11 protein-coding genes are annotated in these 17095 nt (G+C 46.2%); 6 read left to right on the top strand and 5 right to left on the bottom strand.

Annotation, left to right across the window (positions count from 1 at the left end):
- Positions 1 to 20: 20 nt before the first annotated feature.
- The 3 genes from B5X68_RS12930 to B5X68_RS12920 all read right to left on the bottom strand — a co-directional run bounded on the left by B5X68_RS12930 (position 21) and on the right by B5X68_RS12920 (position 3902).
- On the bottom strand, positions 21 to 968 hold the full coding sequence (locus B5X68_RS12930; protein WP_082215078.1) for a hypothetical protein: 948 nt from the start codon (positions 966 to 968) through the stop codon (positions 21 to 23).
- A 17-nt stretch (positions 969 to 985) separates the two neighbouring features.
- Positions 986 to 2806: an ABC transporter ATP-binding protein gene (locus B5X68_RS12925; protein WP_082215077.1), complete on the bottom strand. Its 1821-nt coding sequence runs from the start codon at positions 2804 to 2806 to the stop codon at positions 986 to 988.
- Between the two features lie 112 nt (positions 2807 to 2918).
- The gene (locus B5X68_RS12920; RefSeq protein ID WP_082215076.1) at positions 2919 to 3902 is read right to left on the bottom strand and encodes a glycosyltransferase family 2 protein; all 984 of its coding nucleotides are present in this window, start codon (positions 3900 to 3902) and stop codon (positions 2919 to 2921) included.
- Between the two features lie 741 nt (positions 3903 to 4643).
- Between B5X68_RS12920 and B5X68_RS12915 the strand changes: the two genes are divergently transcribed.
- Entirely contained in the window at positions 4644 to 5828 is a 1185-nt protein-coding gene (locus B5X68_RS12915) for a putative sensor domain DACNV-containing protein (RefSeq protein WP_082215075.1), read from the top strand.
- Positions 5829 to 5858: 30 nt separating this feature from the next.
- Here the strand turns inward: B5X68_RS12915 and dinB are convergent, their stop codons facing one another.
- Complete coding sequence (gene dinB / locus B5X68_RS12910; protein WP_082215074.1) at positions 5859 to 6965, bottom strand: DNA polymerase IV; 1107 nt, start codon at positions 6963 to 6965, stop codon at positions 5859 to 5861.
- 155 nt (positions 6966 to 7120) lie between these two features.
- Between dinB and B5X68_RS12905 the strand changes: the two genes are divergently transcribed.
- Positions 7121 to 9268: a M43 family zinc metalloprotease gene (locus B5X68_RS12905; protein ID WP_082215073.1), complete on the top strand. Its 2148-nt coding sequence runs from the start codon at positions 7121 to 7123 to the stop codon at positions 9266 to 9268.
- A 72-nt stretch (positions 9269 to 9340) separates the two neighbouring features.
- Here B5X68_RS12905 and B5X68_RS12900 read toward each other — a convergent pair whose 3' ends face one another.
- Positions 9341 to 9736, bottom strand: a complete 396-nt coding sequence (locus B5X68_RS12900) for a hypothetical protein (RefSeq protein WP_082215072.1) — start codon at positions 9734 to 9736, stop codon at positions 9341 to 9343.
- Between the two features lie 322 nt (positions 9737 to 10058).
- On the opposite strand from B5X68_RS12900, the gene B5X68_RS12895 reads away from it, so the two are divergent.
- The 4 genes from B5X68_RS12895 (at position 10059) to B5X68_RS12880 (ending at position 17089) form a co-directional block, all read left to right on the top strand.
- Complete coding sequence (locus tag B5X68_RS12895) at positions 10059 to 13676, top strand: SusC/RagA family TonB-linked outer membrane protein (RefSeq protein ID WP_082215071.1); 3618 nt, start codon at positions 10059 to 10061, stop codon at positions 13674 to 13676.
- 22 nt (positions 13677 to 13698) lie between these two features.
- Positions 13699 to 15288 (top strand): RagB/SusD family nutrient uptake outer membrane protein, encoded by a 1590-nt coding sequence (locus B5X68_RS12890; RefSeq protein WP_082215070.1) that lies wholly within the window; start codon positions 13699 to 13701, stop codon positions 15286 to 15288.
- A gap of 120 nt (positions 15289 to 15408) precedes the next feature.
- Positions 15409 to 16170: a 5'-nucleotidase C-terminal domain-containing protein gene (locus tag B5X68_RS12885; RefSeq protein WP_082215069.1), complete on the top strand. Its 762-nt coding sequence runs from the start codon at positions 15409 to 15411 to the stop codon at positions 16168 to 16170.
- Positions 16142 to 17089, top strand: coding sequence for a metallophosphoesterase (locus B5X68_RS12880; protein ID WP_082215068.1), 948 nt, complete (start codon positions 16142 to 16144; stop codon positions 17087 to 17089). The genes B5X68_RS12885 and B5X68_RS12880 overlap by 29 nt, the downstream gene beginning before the upstream one ends.
- The last annotated feature ends 6 nt before the right edge of the window (positions 17090 to 17095 follow it).

Here is a 17095-nt window from a genome sequence, read left to right as displayed (position 1 = left end):
TAAGGAATCTGAAACCGGCCTTATTTTCGGTTATTAAGCGTTTCAACAAGCGATTCGAGGTGTTCCTGGAAGAAGAAATCAAAACCATCTTCACCTTCCGGCACTACATTGATCACATCGAATGAAGTTTCAAGGATCCGCGGAACCTTCAATCCCTCAGCAATCGAAAACGGGAAAGACTGGTTGCCAATGAAGAATTTAGCTCCCTTAATGATCCGCGCCATCTGCAAAAAGTCCTCAACCTGAACCCACTTAATGCCTGGGATGATCTTCTTAATGTCGTTGTACTCGCTTTCAACGCCTATGAAGACAATGTTAGGATATTTATTAAGAAACTTATAATTGATCGTGTAATTCCGGTAACGCTCGCTTCGTGCCATCACGATTGTGTCCGCGTAGTCAGGATCTGGTTCAACTGTGAGCCAGGATTTGTAAAGCGTTGGGTTAACGCCCGTCAGATAGCTGCACCAGCGTGCGATGTTGCCTTTGTCCAGCGGAATTCCGCCGGCACGGAAATAATCTAGGTCAATGTCAATCAATTGGTCAGTATGAACGCCAACGAAATCAATATAAGGCTGCGGCGCTAAAAGGGTTATCAGCATTTCGGCCATCCTTTCGTTTAACATTACATTTCCCAAAGGGTGCGTGTTGTAACCGGAAAGGATCAACGGCTGGCCGAGCCGTAAATACAATTCAATGCGCGCATTAGTCATCCGGCGCATGGCTTCAATCGTTGGTAAGGCGTAAATAATGTCACCCGCATTGCCGCTGTGGCTCAGGCGGATGCAACCCTTTTCCGCTGCGTATTCTTTGATCTTCGCCGGACTTGTAAGCTTGTCGGCGTCATTGATAAAATTGGCGAAGGCAAGTTGTTTCTGATTTTTTAACTCCCACTTATACTGCTTGTACCGTATTTTATCGGTGTGTTTAAGCCAGAGTCTCGAAACCAGATTTCTCTTTTTGAACATAGGAACTTTAATTAATACTAATCGTTGAAGGTTTGCATGTCAATCAGTCGCTTGTACAGCCCGTCGCGTGCAATGAGCTCCGAATGATTGCCTTGTTCTACAATTTGACCATCTTCCAAAACCACGATTGAATCCGCTTTCTGGATGGTGCTCAGCCTGTGTGCGATAACAAGGGAAGTCCTGTTTTGCATCAGGTTATTCAAAGCTTCCTGCACCAGTTTTTCTGATTCTGTGTCGAGTGCAGACGTCGCTTCATCCAGCAGCATGATCGGCGGGTTCTTCAAAACGGCCCTCGCAATACAAATACGCTGTTTTTGTCCACCCGACAACTTCATACCACGATCCCCAATGTTGCTTTGATAACCATTTTCAGTGTCCATAATGAAATCATGTGCATTGGCTACGCGTGCGGCTGCTTCTACTTTTTCGGGCGTTGCCGTATGGTTACCAAAGGCAATGTTGTTGTAGATCGTATCATTGAAAAGCATCGATTCCTGGTTTACTACCCCGAACAACGACCATAATGATTCCATTTTTACCTGCTTCACATTCAGGTCGTCGATGAACACACTGCCTTCCTGGGCATCGATGAAGCGGGGGAGGAGATCCATCAACGTAGATTTACCGCCGCCGGATGGCCCTACCAACGCAACTGTTTTGCCTTTTGGAATAGTGAGATTAATGGATTTGAGGACCGGTCTTGCCTGATAGGCGAAGGAAACGTTTTCAAGTTTCAGCGAATGATTGAATTCTTTCAGGTCAACTGCGTTCGGAGCATCCTGGATTTCAGGTTTTTCATCTATCAAGTCCAAAACCCTTTCACCAGCCGCAATTCCCGCATGAATGGTGCTGAATGAGTCTGTTAACGCTTTGGCCGGACGCATTACTTGGGAAAACAATGCGATATAGGCGACAAATTTTGAGACACTAAGGTCAGATTGATTGTCCAGGATCAGCGAACCGCCATAAAGCACGATAATGGCGACCATGGTTACGCCAAGGAATTCGGAAACGGGCCCGCTCAACTGCTGGCGACGTGCCATTTTGCGCCCCAGCTCGGAATAGCGAATATTTTCCTGATGAAATTTCTCCTTAATGTCTTCCGTAGCATTGAATGCTTTAATGATCTTGATCCCTGAAAGCGCTTCGTCCAGGTAGCTGATCATCAGACCAAACAGATGCTGCGCCATTGTAGCTTGTTCTTTCAGTCTTTTTACAATTTTGGAAATGATGAATGCAGAAATTGGGATAACCAAAATGGCAAAAAATGTAAGCTTGGCCGAGGTGGCAAAAAGCATGAAAACGTAGGCCAGCAACTGTAAAGGTTCTTTAAACACGACCTGCAATGTTCCCGTCACCGAAAACTGTACAACCTGCACATCCGAAGCGATCTTGGATATAATGTCTCCTTTGCGCTGGTTGCTGAAATAGCCCGTATGCAGGTTCATCACATTGTTAAAAACCGTTTTGCGCAGGTTAAGTAACGTGTGGATCCGGAGGTTTTCCATGACCCGCTGCGAGAAATACTTGAAAATGTTGGAAAGCAGAATGGATGTCACAATTACACCGCAGACAATTTGCAGGGCACCGTGCGGCCCGTACGTGTCATTTGCTTGCTGCGCGTAATAGTTGAGAAGACCGGTCACGTCCCAGTTATCAGGTCTTTGGATTACTTCGGCCCCATCCTTATTGTTATTGAACAGGGTGCTCATCAAAGGAGCAAGCAAGGCTAAATTTAGTGTGTTGAAAATAACCCCCAGAACGGTAAAAATAATATAGGGAACTGCAAATCGGGCAATGGGCTGGGCAAATGATAATAATCGGAAGTATGTTTTCATTATATGGAAATGGCATATTTAGCATACGCCTGAAAGTAAAACAGCCGGAAATTGTGAAATTTCCGGTTGAGGGTGCAAATTAATGCATATCGCGTTAAATCGCAGACAATAACTATAATTTTACGACCTGCTTGTATTTGAGCATCATTTTGATGTTTTCGATGACATCGTTAATCCCGATATTGGATTTATGATTTTTCATCTGTGTTTTGAACGCCGTTTTCTTTAAAGAAAGTTCGTTCATATTTCGCAGGAAGTCCAGATAGGCTTGTGCTTTGTAGAATTGAAGCGTGATGATGCTGGGGAGCACGTCGCTCAAAATAACTTGCATATGATACAGGTTCAGGTCGATGCCGTGCAAATGCAGATGATGCATGTAGTAACGGTTCCTGAAGTAGATCCTTTTGACAGAATAATTGTTCTTATGGCCTTTCGTGCTTGCCGAAACTTCGTGACGGCAAACTGCATTGTGCTCGTAATAACACTTCCAGCCAAGTCTCCACGCGCGGATTGACATTTCCTGATCTTCCCCGTAATAGGGATTGAACATTTCGTTGAAACCATTGATCGCTTTCAGCTTCCTGGTGTCCATTAAAGCAATGGCTCCGGAGAGATAGAATGTCGGCGTCAGGGTGTCAGAATCTTTCAGGTAAAAGAAATTGCTGGGTTTAATTTTTCTTCCCAAAATTTTTGGTGAACGTGCAGCATCAAGAATGTTGTCGTCTTCCATTCCTATAATGCGCCCCATTACACCGAATGTATCTTCGAGCTCGAAATATTTGTAAAGCTTTTCAAAATATCCTTCTTCCAGTGTGACATCCGTGTTCAGCAGAAAAATAAGGTCATTTGTTGCTTTCTGGATGCCCAGGTTACAGGTGTGGGAAAAACCGGAATTCTTCTCTTTTCGGATAATCGTTACATTTTTTCCGTAATGTTCTTCCAGATAAGCCACTGAATCGTCACTGGAAGCATCGTCAACAATAATGATCTGAACTTTTGTTCCTAATGCGTTGAGGATCTTATAGTTGTTTTCGAAGTATTTTTCGAATAAATGCCTTCCGTTGTAATTCGGAATTACTACCGAGATGCTTTTCATCAATCTTACAATTTAAGTGTAGAGTATATGGTGTACCCGATAGTTGTCTATTTAGTTTAACATCTTCCTTTTCCAGATTTACCGACCTCGATATTCAATTATTGAACCAGTGATCTGCTTTTGCCAGTCGCTCCGTTTTTTGCCTGCGGAAGCGGTCCTGTTTTAGTCAAACACAAAGAACCATCTGAGGACTTTGGTCCTGTTCATTTGCGTTTCCAAATTTTAAATGGGCGAAGAGGGAATAGTATGCAGTTGCAAATAGGAGAAAGCGATTTTTCAGTTAGCTTTTCCCGGCACTTTGCAAATAGTTAATGTGATTATTATCATTTCGTGTATCTATACACGCATTTTTCTCAGTTTGATGCAGGCAAGATATGTTTTTTCCAAGATCATTCATCGATTCCTTTGTTTTTATTTTCATGGCGGAAATATGGCTTACTTCGTTTCAAGCTCTGTTTTATACGACGTTGCAAGTTTAAAAATGGTTGGAAACAAAGTTTAAGAATTTGTCAAAAAAAGATATTCATTGTTTATCCAACGGTCGAAAAGGCCTCATACTCACCGTTAACTGTATCGTGATTTGGTCAAAAAAAATTTAGTTGTGTGAAAAAAAATACGCACTTCCTGAAACTCCAACTTTTTATAACTTCTCTTTGTTGCTATCTTAACTCAGCGTTCCGCTGCCTGCGGGCAACTGCCAGAAGAACGTCGGTAACAGTAAAAAATTTTAAGTAACCGCGCATGATAATTAATAACGTTGAAGCCGACACCCTTGCGGGAGATCCTGTTTTGGCCACCACATATAAAGCTGCGCGGGCCGTGGCAGGTCTTGTCGAAAGCCATTTTGAGCGCCACCACCTGTCTGTGCAAAGTCATTACGACCAGGAACTTGCACCGAAACCGGACGCCAAAACCATTGAAACTATCATTGATACTACATTTTGGGCCAGCCTGCGCCGGGAAGAAGGCCGGTCGCCGAAAGTTTCCATCGCTTATCTCCCGCCGGAATGTGCAGAAAACCCGCTGATTTTCAGCGAAAAACTTTCATTAACGGCGAACATCCTGACCAAGCTGGCACCCGCTGTTGAGCGCTCGGGAATACATTTGGGCGTGTGGCTGGAAGGAAATGAGCTGCGGATCTGGGGAACCACAAGGGTTATTCCTGGTCTTTGTTTCGTACTGGAGGTGGTGGAACCAGGTATGCTTGTCATCAAGCACCGCCGTGTGGATGGTTTTGGAAAGTTTGTCAACGTCGCCGTTTTAAAGGGTGATCAGGTTAAGATAGTGGACGAAAACAGCGGTAAGGCGCGAGATTGTCCTTCTGTGATCAATTCAATGATCGGTTTTACATCGTCGCGGTTGTGGAGCGATTCACTTAACCTGCTGGTACAGCTTGCGGTTTCCATGCGTGCCCACGAGCGGGGCGGTATTTTGCTGGTTGTGCCAAATGGAAAGGACGATTGGCGTAAATCCATCATTCATCCCATAACTTATCATGTGCAACCGGCATTTTCCGAGCTGGCAGACCTGAACAGGAGATACATTGAAGAACCTAACCCCATTGGCTGGCAGTTACAGTTAAGCTCTGCTATCAATGGCCTCGCCGGACTAACAGCCGTGGATGGTGCTACGATCATCAATGATAAGTACGAACTCCTGGCTTTCGGGGCCAAGATTGGTCGGGCAGCAGATGGCAAGCCGGTGGAAGAAATGCTGGTAACGGAGCCGGTTATAGGGGACGTTGGCGTGGTTGTGCATCCCGTGCAGCAAGGCGGAACGCGCCACCTGTCAGCTGCCCAGTTTGTGTTCGATCAGCGGGATGCCATTGCACTCGTAGCGTCACAGGACGGACGTTTTACCATTTTTTCATGGGCACCCTGCGAGGGAAAAGTGCAGGCGCATCGTGTGGACGCATTGCTGTTATAAAAGCGTATTCTTAATAAATATGGATTCGGGTTAGCCGAACAGTTCCAGCTGACCCGAATCTTTGGACCTTCTCGAACGAATTTCCAGCTCACCGAAATTCGAAAGTGAAATCCCGAGCAGTCGCACCGATTTCTCTTCCATATCGACCTTCGCCAGTAACTCTTTCGCTGTTTCGAGTATAATTTCCAGATCGCCAACAGGGGAACCAAATGAATGGTTTCTGGTAATTTGGGTAAAATCGCTGTATTTAATTTTCAATGTTATGGTCCTCCCTTTAAGCTGTTTTTTTTGCAAACGGTTAAAAACGGTCACACCGATCTTGTCAAGTTCTTTGTGCATTTCCTCGATGGTGGACAGGTCGTACATAAATGTATCCTCTGCACCGAGTGATTTGGTTTCTCTTTCCGTTTGCACCTCCCGGTTATCAATTCCCCTCACGATCTTGTAAAAGAAGTGACCTGTTTTTCCAAAATGTTTGACCAGATCATTTTCCGAAAGTTTTTTGAGATCTGCACCGGTGAAAAGCTGCATCCGCTTCATTTTATCCGCGGTCACTTTGCCGACGCCAAAAAATTTTTCAACAGGAAGCGCATTGATAAAAGCCTCTACTTTGGAAGGCCCTATGAAGGTGAGTCCATCCGGTTTATTAATGTCGGACGCGATTTTTGCTACAAATTTATTGACTGAGATTCCCGCTGAGGCAGTCAGGTTCAGTTCTGTTTTAATGGCGGTTTTGATTTGTTCCGCAATTTGCAATGCAGAACCTATTTCCAGTTTGTCCTCCGTCACGTCAAGAAATGCTTCATCCAGGGAAAGCGGCTCAATCAGATCTGTATACCGCGAGAAAATCTCCCTGATATGCGTAGAAACGGCTTTATAAACTTCAAAACGGGGACGGACAAATATAATGTGCGGGCATAACTGGAGCGCCTTACGTGAAGACATGGCAGAACGAACGCCAAACTTCCGCGCCTCGTAACTCGCTGTCGCCACCACGCCGCGACCAGTAGGAGAGCCCCCGACCGCGAGCGGCTTGCCCCGGTATTCCGGGAAGTCACGCTGTTCCACGGACGCGTAAAATGCATCCATATCGATATGGATGACCTTGCGTGTTGGCGAAACATGAGGTTCGTTCATGACCAAAAAAACTGGGTATGATTTTAAGATAAACAAATTAAATAATTAAGAATTCGCATCACTTGGTGGTTTTTTTACGTAAGTACACTTAAAACCGGCGGTGCTGTAAATACAAACCAGTTTTTTTAACATAATCTGTTTCCCGGAATTCCATAATGCGATACTCTTTACTGAACCTGAAATATCTTTTTGCCAGCCTTCTGATCTTACTTTTCCTTACGCAAAGCGCTTATGTACGCGCGCAGGACAGGTGCGGAACAATGGATCTCCTTAATCTTCGGTTTACAAAGCAGCCGACGCTCAAAATCATGTTCGACCAACGTGAGCTGCGTCTTAAACAAGCGATCCAGGCGAGAAGCATCTTGGGCAAAACATTAAAAACCACGGCAGATGTTACTATTCCGGTTGTATTTCATGTTGTTTCCAACCGCCAATCGCTGATTACGGATGCACAGATCCTGGCGCAACTCGACACGATCAACAGAGATTATGCGGGCACAAATGCCAGCGCAAGCCGCGTTCCGGCACATTTCAGGGCATTATTCGGACAGTCGGGCACTCAGTTCTGCCTCGCGCAACGCACCCCGGACGAGAAGCCAACAACAGGGATTGAGCGCTATAACACTTCACGGGCGAATTTTGACTATACTACCAATCTGGTAAAACATTCTGAAACAGGCGGCGCAGATGCGTGGGACCCAACCCGTTATCTGAATATCTGGATCTGTGACCTGTCTGGCGGAACATTGGGATATGCAACATTCCCCGACGATGGCGTGCCTGATGAGCAGGGCGTCGTGATTGATTTTGGAAGCTTGCCCGGCGGAAGTGTGGCAGGCTATAATGCCGGAAAGACGCTCACGCATGAATTGGGGCATTTTTTTAACCTTTATCACATTTGGGGCGATGATGACGGCCGATGCACCGGGAGCGACGAAGTGGAAGACACCCCTAACCAGACCAACAGCACCGGCGCTTGTCCGACAGGTATCAAAACAGATAACTGCACGCCGACCGCACCCGGGATCATGTATCAGAATTACATGGATTACACTTCCGACAACTGCCTGATCATGTTTACAAAGGGCCAGGTGGCACGGATGGATGCGTCATTTCAATTGTCGAGATTAACGCTTGCCAGTTCGGATGCCTGCACACCTTTAAACCTGAAAAATAAAGACGCTTCGCTGAAAACGATCACACGGCCCGACCAGCGGATATGCGCCAATACACTGACGCCGCAGGTGGTCCTGGTTAACCGGGGAAGCGAGACACTGACTGCTGTAACAATTAATGCGGTGATCGACGACGGCACAATTCAGACGTTCCGGTGGACAGGCTCACTCGCTACGTTTGCAGAAACGACGGTTAATTTGCCTGCACTTTCAACCGTAGAAGGAAATCATGCTCTTACTATTTATACGTCCAATCCGAATGGGGCGGCAGATGAAAACCCGGTAAATGATGAATTGAGCATTTCGTTCATCTATTATGAACCGTTCGCGGCACCTGTTATGGAGAGCTTCGAAAGCCTTTTCCCGCCACAAGGCTGGGACATTGTAAATGAAGATGGCGGCACAACCTGGGAAAAAACGACGACCGCAGCGAAGACCGGCTCTGCTTCGGTTAAGATTTCCAACTTTGGCAATGAAGCAGTAGGAGAGCGGGATTACCTCAGGACCCCAACCGTTAACATCGCAGGCACCGATTCTGCATTTGTATCATTCCAGCTGGCTGCTGCCACTTATACCAACTCAACAGTCCAGGGCAATGTCTGGGATACATTGCAGGTTATGATCAGCACCGACTGCGGCCAAACTTACACCAGTATTTACAAAAAATGGGGGCCTTCGCTGATTACCCGCAATGCGGCCACCCGCACAGCCTTCACACCCAATTTGAACGAATGGCGGAACGAACAGATAAACATCAGCAATTACATTAACCAGGGTGAAGTGCTCATTGCGTTTTTAAATACAAATGGAAATGAGAATGATATATTCCTGGATGACATTAATATCCGGACGGTAACAATCAACCCTAACCTGAAAGAAGCCGGGTTCCTGGTGACGCCCAATCCAACGAGCGGACAAGTTTCTGTGCAGTTTTACCCGCATCCGGAGGGGCTGAAATCTGTTTCCATTTACAATGTTTCAGGGCAGAAAATCGCGGAGCAAAAAATTACCGGAGAAGTAAGCACCAATGTATACGATTTCGATCTGACGAATTTTGCCAGCGGATTATACATTGTTAAAGCAGAATTTGAAGACCGTGTGCTGACAAAAAAGATTGTTAAAAATTAGAAAGTCAGGCACAAAAAAATCGGCTTGAACAACTTTCTTCAAGTGGTCAAGCCGATTTTTTTGATTTGATATTTAATAAATTCTCTTTACAACGACTTTGCTGTTTGTTTGCGCTATGGCAAATTCTTTTGCGTTCTCGTTAGGCGGGGAAATGAAAATCTGCTTTTTCTTTTTGCCGTCTGTGCTTACCCAGTTGGCGGAATATATTTCGGGCAATGTTCCGGCATAGATCGGATGGTTATCGGAGTACATGAATACTTCCTCTTCTTCGTATGCCAGTTCCAGGTCGCTCCCCTCTATTACATCACAGATAATTTTCAATTTGCCAAAGTCATCATCTACCAAACCTTTGATCCTCGCTTTTCCGAAAAAAGGATCCTCTTCAAAATCCCAGCGGATATAATATTCGATTACATTTCCTATCTGAGAATCAATATAATCAGCGGTCAGCAGTTGTTCCTGGCTCATGGTTGTATTTAGTTTCTTGCACTCCTCTTAACAAAGCAAATCTCAATCCCAGGAGTTATGGGCATTTTGACAAATGTAATCTTAACATGCATGTTTCCAAAAATAATCACTTCTGATTGAGGATTAATTTGGAAAATAAAAAATTACCATAGCGTGAAATCCGGAAGAAATTTTGTAACCGATGCTTACATATACATGCAAAGGTTAGCCCCTCGGAACGCCTCTTTATCACCGATAGAAACATAACGGTACGATTTTTGCCGGTCGCTATACTTAATCATTTTTTCGGGACATAGTCCTATCACCTAGCCAAACGATAAATATGCAAACAACTCAACGATTAAGTGAGGTGGAGCCTTGCATGGGCAATCTCATTTTTCAGAGGGGACGGATGTTGCTTTTATTCTGCTTGCTCGCTTTTACACGCACTTATGCGCAGCAAACAACTCCCGATTCCACTAGGAAAGATTCTCTGCCCACGCCCGCAACAACCCCGGCCCAGCCCGTCCCGACTACACAGAAGCCGGCTCCCGATACTCTCCCGAAAGTAAAAACCACAACTGATACTGCTACTTCATCGCCGTTGGTAAAACCAACACAAAATTTTGATCCGCTGGTTAAGCCGGCGACAAAACAGGATTCAGCTGCTCAGCCTCAGACTAGCCCGGCAGCAGCGGCTAAGCCTGACAGCACAAAACCACAGCAATCACCGACCGGAAATGTTCCGGTACAACAGCCCGCGGCTACACAGCCCGCTACGACAGCACCGGCTGCCGCAGCACCGGCTGCCGCAGCGCCGGCTGCCGCAACTCCTGCGCAGCCTGACTCTGCAAACCTCAATACAAATCCGCAGGCTGGCCCGCAGCTGGGAGCCGACGCCAAGACGGTTTCCGGGAAGGTTGTCGATGAAAAAGGATTAGGTTTACCAGGTGTGAGAGTGTTGGTAAAGGGCACCGAAATTGTGTCTGAAACCACTGCTGAGGGCACATTTCAAATGAAAGTCCCTGCAAAAGGATCAATTCTCGAATTCACTTTTGTTGGTTTTGCAGCCAAAGAAGTTCCGGTCGGAAACCAGACTACGTTCAATGTACAGCTGGTGCCGGAAGCGAAGGCCTTGAAAGAAGTTGTCGTGGTTGGTTATGGCGCGCAAAGCAAACGCGACCTGGCGAGTTCCACTTCCAGGGTTTCGTCTCAGGAGTATAAATCTGCCGTTGTGAATACGGTAGACCAGGCCTTACAAGGCCGGACAACCGGTGTTTCAGTGGTAGAATCTTCGGGTGAGCCGGGGGCTTCGTCGGTGGTCAGGATACGCGGTAACAACTCATTAAGTGGTAATAACGAGCCGCTTTATGTGATCGACGGCTTTCCAATGCCTCCCTATCGCGAAGCAGGTGCCAACTTTACGGGCGCGTATTCCCAGAACGGATTATACGGGATCAACCCGAACGACATTGAAAGCATGGAAATCCTGAAAGATGCGTCAGCAACTGCCATTTACGGTTCCAGAGGTGCCAATGGTGTTGTTTTGATCACAACAAAATCGGGTAAGCGCGGAGAAGGAAGGGTCGAACTGGTGAACAAAACCTCTTTTGGGACCATATCCAATCCAATCAAAATGATGAATTCCCAGCAGTATGCAGAAACGATTAATGAAAGTTATCTGATCTCTGGCCGGAATGCCCCATTTGAAAACCTGGATAGTACATTAACAAACACAGATTGGGTTGAGGCAGTGACGCAGCCGAGTTTTCGGGAAGACATTACATTAAGCCTTTCCGGCGGCAGTCCGAAATCGTCCTATTATATCTCAGGTAATTATCTTAAAGAGAAAGGAACGATCATTAATTCCAATAACCAAAGGGCCAGTTTGCGCGTCAATCTAAACAATGAGATCAATAACTGGTATACTGTGAAAGGGCAGGTTGCTTTCACGAGACAAAAATCCAACCGTGCGGTGACGGCTTCGCGTGCGTGGCCGAATTCCGGTGGGTTAATGGACGGGCTTCGTGCTGCACCAACATTGGAAGAGGATTATCTGGGCAATAACAGCTTGGGTATTCCCAATTATCAGGGCTACTATTTTGCCAATCCGGTCAATGAATTGATGGCAAAGACAGACGTAACGCAAAATGACTATTCTGTTTTGAACATTGAAAATTACTTTAAACTTGTCGACGGTTTACAGCTGGTCGTTAGCTTGGGCGGTAACCAGAACTTGACCCGAAGAAATGCCTTCCTGCCGCCAAGCACAGCAGAGGGAAGCCAGGTCAAAGGGCGCGGAAGCAACAACACTTCCAATACATACAGTTATAATGTGAATGCTTACTTCCAGTATGAGAAGACATTCAAGAAAAACCACTATCTGAATTCAACATTAGGTGTGGAATATAACGACCAGATTGTTGAATTCGTCAGCACAAACTATACCGGCTTCGATGTTCCGTTTTTTGGGGTGGACAACATTGGAAGCGCGCAGTCACAGGCGATCGGTTCGTTTAAGGAGCAGCGGATTTTACAGTCGGCGTTCCTTCGGGCCAACTATTCTTTCAAAGGAAAATATGTGTTGAATACTTCGGTCCGGATTGACGGTGCATCGGCATTTGCCGCGAATAATAAATATGGCATATTCCCTTCCGTTGCACTTGCATGGAACCTCGAACAGGAGGAATTCATGAAAGGAGTCAAATTTATTTCCAACACAAAACTTCGCGCATCCTATGGAGAAACAGGAAGCCAGGCGATCGGGCCTTACTCATCATTATCCCAATACACCAGTGGATTTTATGAAATGGGCCCTGGCGGAGACGGAAGCGTGATCAACACGGGCATTTTTCCAAATACCGTTGCTAACCCTAACTTGTCTTGGGAACGAACACGCCAGTTTAATGTCGGAGCGGATTTCAATGCGGCAAACGACAGACTTGTTTTCAGCTTTGATTACTACAATAAGGTAACCTCCGATCTGCTTCAACCGAGAAAAGTGCCTACGCAATCGGGCGTCGGAACCATTATCGACAACTACGGAACCATGCGCAACCGGGGAGTGGAGTTAAGCATTCAGGCGAACATTATTCAGAAAAAGAATGTGACTTTCTCGTCCAGAATCAACCTTTCCCGCAATGTGAATACACTGATAGATTTAGGCGAAAGGACGCAATCGGACTATGTGAGCATCAATGGAAACTTGCTCGGAGGTGTTTCGGGAATTTTAACACCGGGTGAGGAAGTGGGACGTTTCTTTGGATACCGAGTTTCGGGCCTGACCCAGACCACATCCTTCGATAGCGATGGCAACCCGCTTTTTGCCACATTCGAAGGGCCGAGGCCTCCGGGTTCAAAAGGCACTCCGCTGTATGGAGCCTGGATTTATGAGGATACCAATGGGGACGACATTATCACAGCCGATGACCGGGTAGTTTTAGGTAAATCCACACCTGACTTTACATTCGGATGGAGTAATGACCTTACCTGGAGAAATTTCTCTGTGAATGCGCTCTTCACCGGTTCGGTGGGGAACGATGTGCTGAACCTGACCAATTTTTACATTAATAATGGTGTGGTGGATTATGGCGGCGTAGGTTTCAATCAATCGGAAGATTGGTATAACAACCGCTACACCGAATCCAGACCACATAATAATCCAAAATATCCAGGCATTCAGCGAGGCATTGCCTCTGGCGACATCAACTCAACCATGCTCGAAGACGGAAGTTTCATGCGCTTGAAAATGCTGAGTCTTTCTTATACTTTTCCAAGGCTGGGACCGATCCAGAATCCGAGATTATTTGTGACCGGGACCAATTTGTGGACCCTGACCAAATACACCGGTTTTGATCCTGAGGTGAGTTCTTACGCTCAATCGCTTCTTCAACAGGGGATTGACTATGGCGCATATCCATCGCAACGTTCGTACACAATAGGCATTTCCTGCAATTTCTAATTCAGACCAACGCATTACAAATATGAAATACCATATAAAAATTTCTGCAATGCTCATCCTGGCGTTAGGCATTGTTTCCTGCAAAGACAATCTGGAAGAATCACCTTATTCGTCTCTTAGCAAGGAAGTTGTATTCAAGGACGAAGACGGCCTTAATCAGGCCACGATAGGTGTTTACCAAGCCTGGACGGCGCCTGACTTTGTGGACATTTCGAGCCGTTTTATCTTGACGGAATCGGGCCACCGATACGCAACGGCGGGCATTCTGGGCTCTGGCGCTGATCCTTATTATCGTTTTGGCCATGTCTCTACTTCAGGCGCATTCGAGGCAGTTTGGTCGAGGTTTTATAAAATCATTTTCCGAGCCAACACCGTGATTGCCAATGCGAAGCTGGCTGTTCCGGGGGAGGAGGAGGAAGCCGATCCGTATGTTGCCGAAGCACGTTTTTTAAGAGGTTATGCCTATTTCAATCTCGTTCGCTTGTTCGGCGGGGTGCCTTTGATATTAACAGAAGTGACGTCGTTATCCGACGAGGACATTATTTTTGCTCCCAGGGAAACGGATGTAGCTGTATATGATGCTATTATCGCTGATCTGAACTTTGCAGAAGCCAATTTGCCTGATTCCCGGGGCGGGGCTGAGCTGGGCCGAGTTTCTGCCGGCAGCGCGAAAGCCATGCTGGGCAAAGTTTATCTGACAATGGCTGGAAAACCTTTGAACAAAACTGAAAATTATCAGAAAGCAGTGGACAAATTCGCTGAGATCGTTGGACCGGTGAATGAAGAGAAATATGATTTTGAACTGATCCCGAACTTCGCAGATGTGTTTTCACTGGATAATGAGCGTAACCGTGAAATTGTCTTATCATTCGGTTATTTCGTCAATTCTTCTAATCCCAATGGAAACATTCTGCCCTTCAACTTATTCCCCGCTGGACTGGTAAATGGCGACGAGCAGACGAATTATGGCTTAACCTATGATTTCTACAAACTTTTTGAAAAAACCGATACGCGCAGGCCATTTACATTGGTTGACAGATATGTTTTTACCGGTGGCGCAAGGGCAGGAGCGCAGGAAGGCGATAGCATCATTTACAATCCTACAATTGGTAACTACATTATCAAACGTACCAATGCGTCCCTGGCGCACGACGATTTCAAGTACGGCATTGCTTACGGGAAATTGGCGCGGGTGCCGCGTCCTGCGGGCGCTGCGGTGCAGGGTTACAGCGCGGATCTCATCGAAATGCGTTTTTCGGATGTACTGCTGAGTTACGCAGAAGCATTAGTGGAAACAGGTAAAACGGCTTTGGCATTACCCTTATTGAACCGCGTTCGCGCCAGGGCAAAAGCAACGCCTTCGAAAGCCACGGCTGCGGCAGCACTACGGACTGCCATCCGTGCTGAACGCCGGTTGGAGCTTACGGGTGAAATGACGACCGTTTTCGACATCCGCCGCTGGGGAACATTGCAGCAGGAAATCGCCGCCATGTCCGAAGACCAGATCGTGGATAATGTGCTCATTCCATATTCGCCGAGATTGGAATTATATCCGATCCCGCAATCACAGATTGATGCGAACCCGAACCTGAGACAAAACGACGGCTGGTAAGCCCGGTAATACGGACATTTTCAGACTTCCCAAGTGCAGGCGAACCTTAACCGCTAACACTTGGGAAGTCTTTTTTTAGCAAAATCCTCGCTATTTTTGCATACGCAACAAACTAGCATTATGACCTTTTCTTCCCGGCAATTCTATTATCTGGCATGGATTGCAGCCATTGCTTTCTGCACTTCCTGTCAGAGGCATTTGGCCATAACAAAAAATGAATACAAACAATACGGGATTGATGCTGAGGCCGGTGAAGATTCATCCATCGTCAAATATTATCTTCCTTATAAAGAGAAAATGCAGGCGGAAATGAGCAAAGTGATCGGCCAGACTGATCAGGAGCTTACAAAGCCTGCCATTCCTGAAACCTTAATGGGCAATTATTTTGCAGATGCAATGCTCACAGAAGGTTTGAAAAAAGATCGGACAATACAATTCACACTATCGACAAAAGGCGGGTTAAGGACCACATTTCCCAAAGGCGATATTACAGTTTCCAATGTTTTTGAACTCATGCCTTTTGAAAATGAAATGGTTACACTGAAACTATCCGGCGAGAAGGTGCAGCAGGTCATTGATTTTATTGCCAAAAAGGATGGTGAGCCGATTTCCGGGATGCGCATGAAAATCAGGAACGGCATTGCTTATGACGTTACCATTGCCGGTCAGCCGTTTGATATAACAAAAACCTATAATCTGCTGACCTACGATTATCTGGCCGACGGCGGCGATGAGCTGGAATGCTTACGGAAACCCATTGAAAGAAAAGAAATTAACAAAAAAGTGCGTGAAGCGCTTTTGGATAACATTAATGATCTGACCCGTCAGGGAAAAAAAATAACCGCTCAGCTCGATGGAAGAATTGTCATTGTTAAAGAATAACCGCAGGGATTTCTTAAAGAAAAGCGCAGGAACGACGGCCTTGCTTGCACTGGGCGGTTTTCCGTATGAAGCGCTCGCCCGCGACTCGGCAGTTCAGCTGACCATTTTGCATACAAATGATGTGCATAGCCGGATTGAGCCGTTTCCGATGGACGGTTCCAGAAACCAGGGATTAGGCGGGGTTGCGCGCCGGGCGGCCCTGGTGAAGAAGATCAGGCAGGAGCAGAAGAATGTGCTTTTGCTGGACGCTGGTGACATCTTTCAGGGAACGCCGTATTTCAATTTATATGGCGGCGAGCTCGAATTACAAATCATGAGCGATATGGGTTATGATGCCGCGACAATGGGGAATCATGATTTTGACAATGGTGTTGCCGGTTTTGCAAAACAGCTTCCGCACGCAAATTTCCCTATCCTGGTCAGCAATTATAATTTTGCCAATACCGAGCTAAAAGGCAAAACACAGCCGCACAAGATCTTTGAAAAGCAGGGATTAAAGATTGGTGTTTTCGGTCTGGGTATCGAGCTGCATGGATTGGTCAACAAAAAGAATTATGGAGAAACGCAGTATCTGGATCCGATCGCAAAGGCTAACGAGGCGGCATCATTTCTCAAAAATGAAAAACATTGCGATCTGGTTATCTGTCTCTCACATCTTGGCTATAAATACAAAGAACAAAAGGTTTCTGACCAGATCCTGGCCAAATCGACCCGGAATATTGACCTCATCATAGGCGGGCACACACATACATTCATGAAGCTTCCCGAAGACGTAATGAATCTGGACGGTAAAATTACGACCATTAATCAGGTCGGTTTTGCGGGCATTAACCTGGGAAGGCTGGATTATTTTTTTGACAGGGAATCCAAACACGGAAAAATGGTTGCGGCGGTTTACCCGGTGCATGGGCTGGTGTAATGCGCC

The organism is Dyadobacter psychrophilus (assembly GCF_900167945.1).
GTDB lineage: Bacteria > Bacteroidota > Bacteroidia > Cytophagales > Spirosomataceae > Dyadobacter > Dyadobacter psychrophilus.
The sequence above is the reverse complement of the archived record's forward strand: the minus strand, read 5'-3'. Positions and strand labels throughout refer to the sequence as shown.

Coding starts and splice junctions, on each gene's coding strand:
- B5X68_RS12905 (WP_082215073.1), top strand. CDS start 7,121: ATGCGATACTCTTTACTGAACCTGAAATATCTTTTTGCCAGCCTTCTG.
- B5X68_RS12930 (WP_082215078.1), bottom strand. CDS start 968: ATGTTCAAAAAGAGAAATCTGGTTTCGAGACTCTGGCTTAAACACACC.
- B5X68_RS12900 (WP_082215072.1), bottom strand. CDS start 9,736: ATGAGCCAGGAACAACTGCTGACCGCTGATTATATTGATTCTCAGATA.
- dinB (WP_082215074.1), bottom strand. CDS start 6,965: ATGAACGAACCTCATGTTTCGCCAACACGCAAGGTCATCCATATCGAT.
- B5X68_RS12890 (WP_082215070.1), top strand. CDS start 13,699: ATGAAATACCATATAAAAATTTCTGCAATGCTCATCCTGGCGTTAGGC.
- B5X68_RS12920 (WP_082215076.1), bottom strand. CDS start 3,902: ATGAAAAGCATCTCGGTAGTAATTCCGAATTACAACGGAAGGCATTTA.
- B5X68_RS12880 (WP_082215068.1), top strand. CDS start 16,142: ATGGAAGAATTGTCATTGTTAAAGAATAACCGCAGGGATTTCTTAAAG.
- B5X68_RS12915 (WP_082215075.1), top strand. CDS start 4,644: ATGATAATTAATAACGTTGAAGCCGACACCCTTGCGGGAGATCCTGTT.
- B5X68_RS12925 (WP_082215077.1), bottom strand. CDS start 2,806: ATGAAAACATACTTCCGATTATTATCATTTGCCCAGCCCATTGCCCGA.
- B5X68_RS12895 (WP_082215071.1), top strand. CDS start 10,059: ATGCAAACAACTCAACGATTAAGTGAGGTGGAGCCTTGCATGGGCAAT.
- B5X68_RS12885 (WP_082215069.1), top strand. CDS start 15,409: ATGACCTTTTCTTCCCGGCAATTCTATTATCTGGCATGGATTGCAGCC.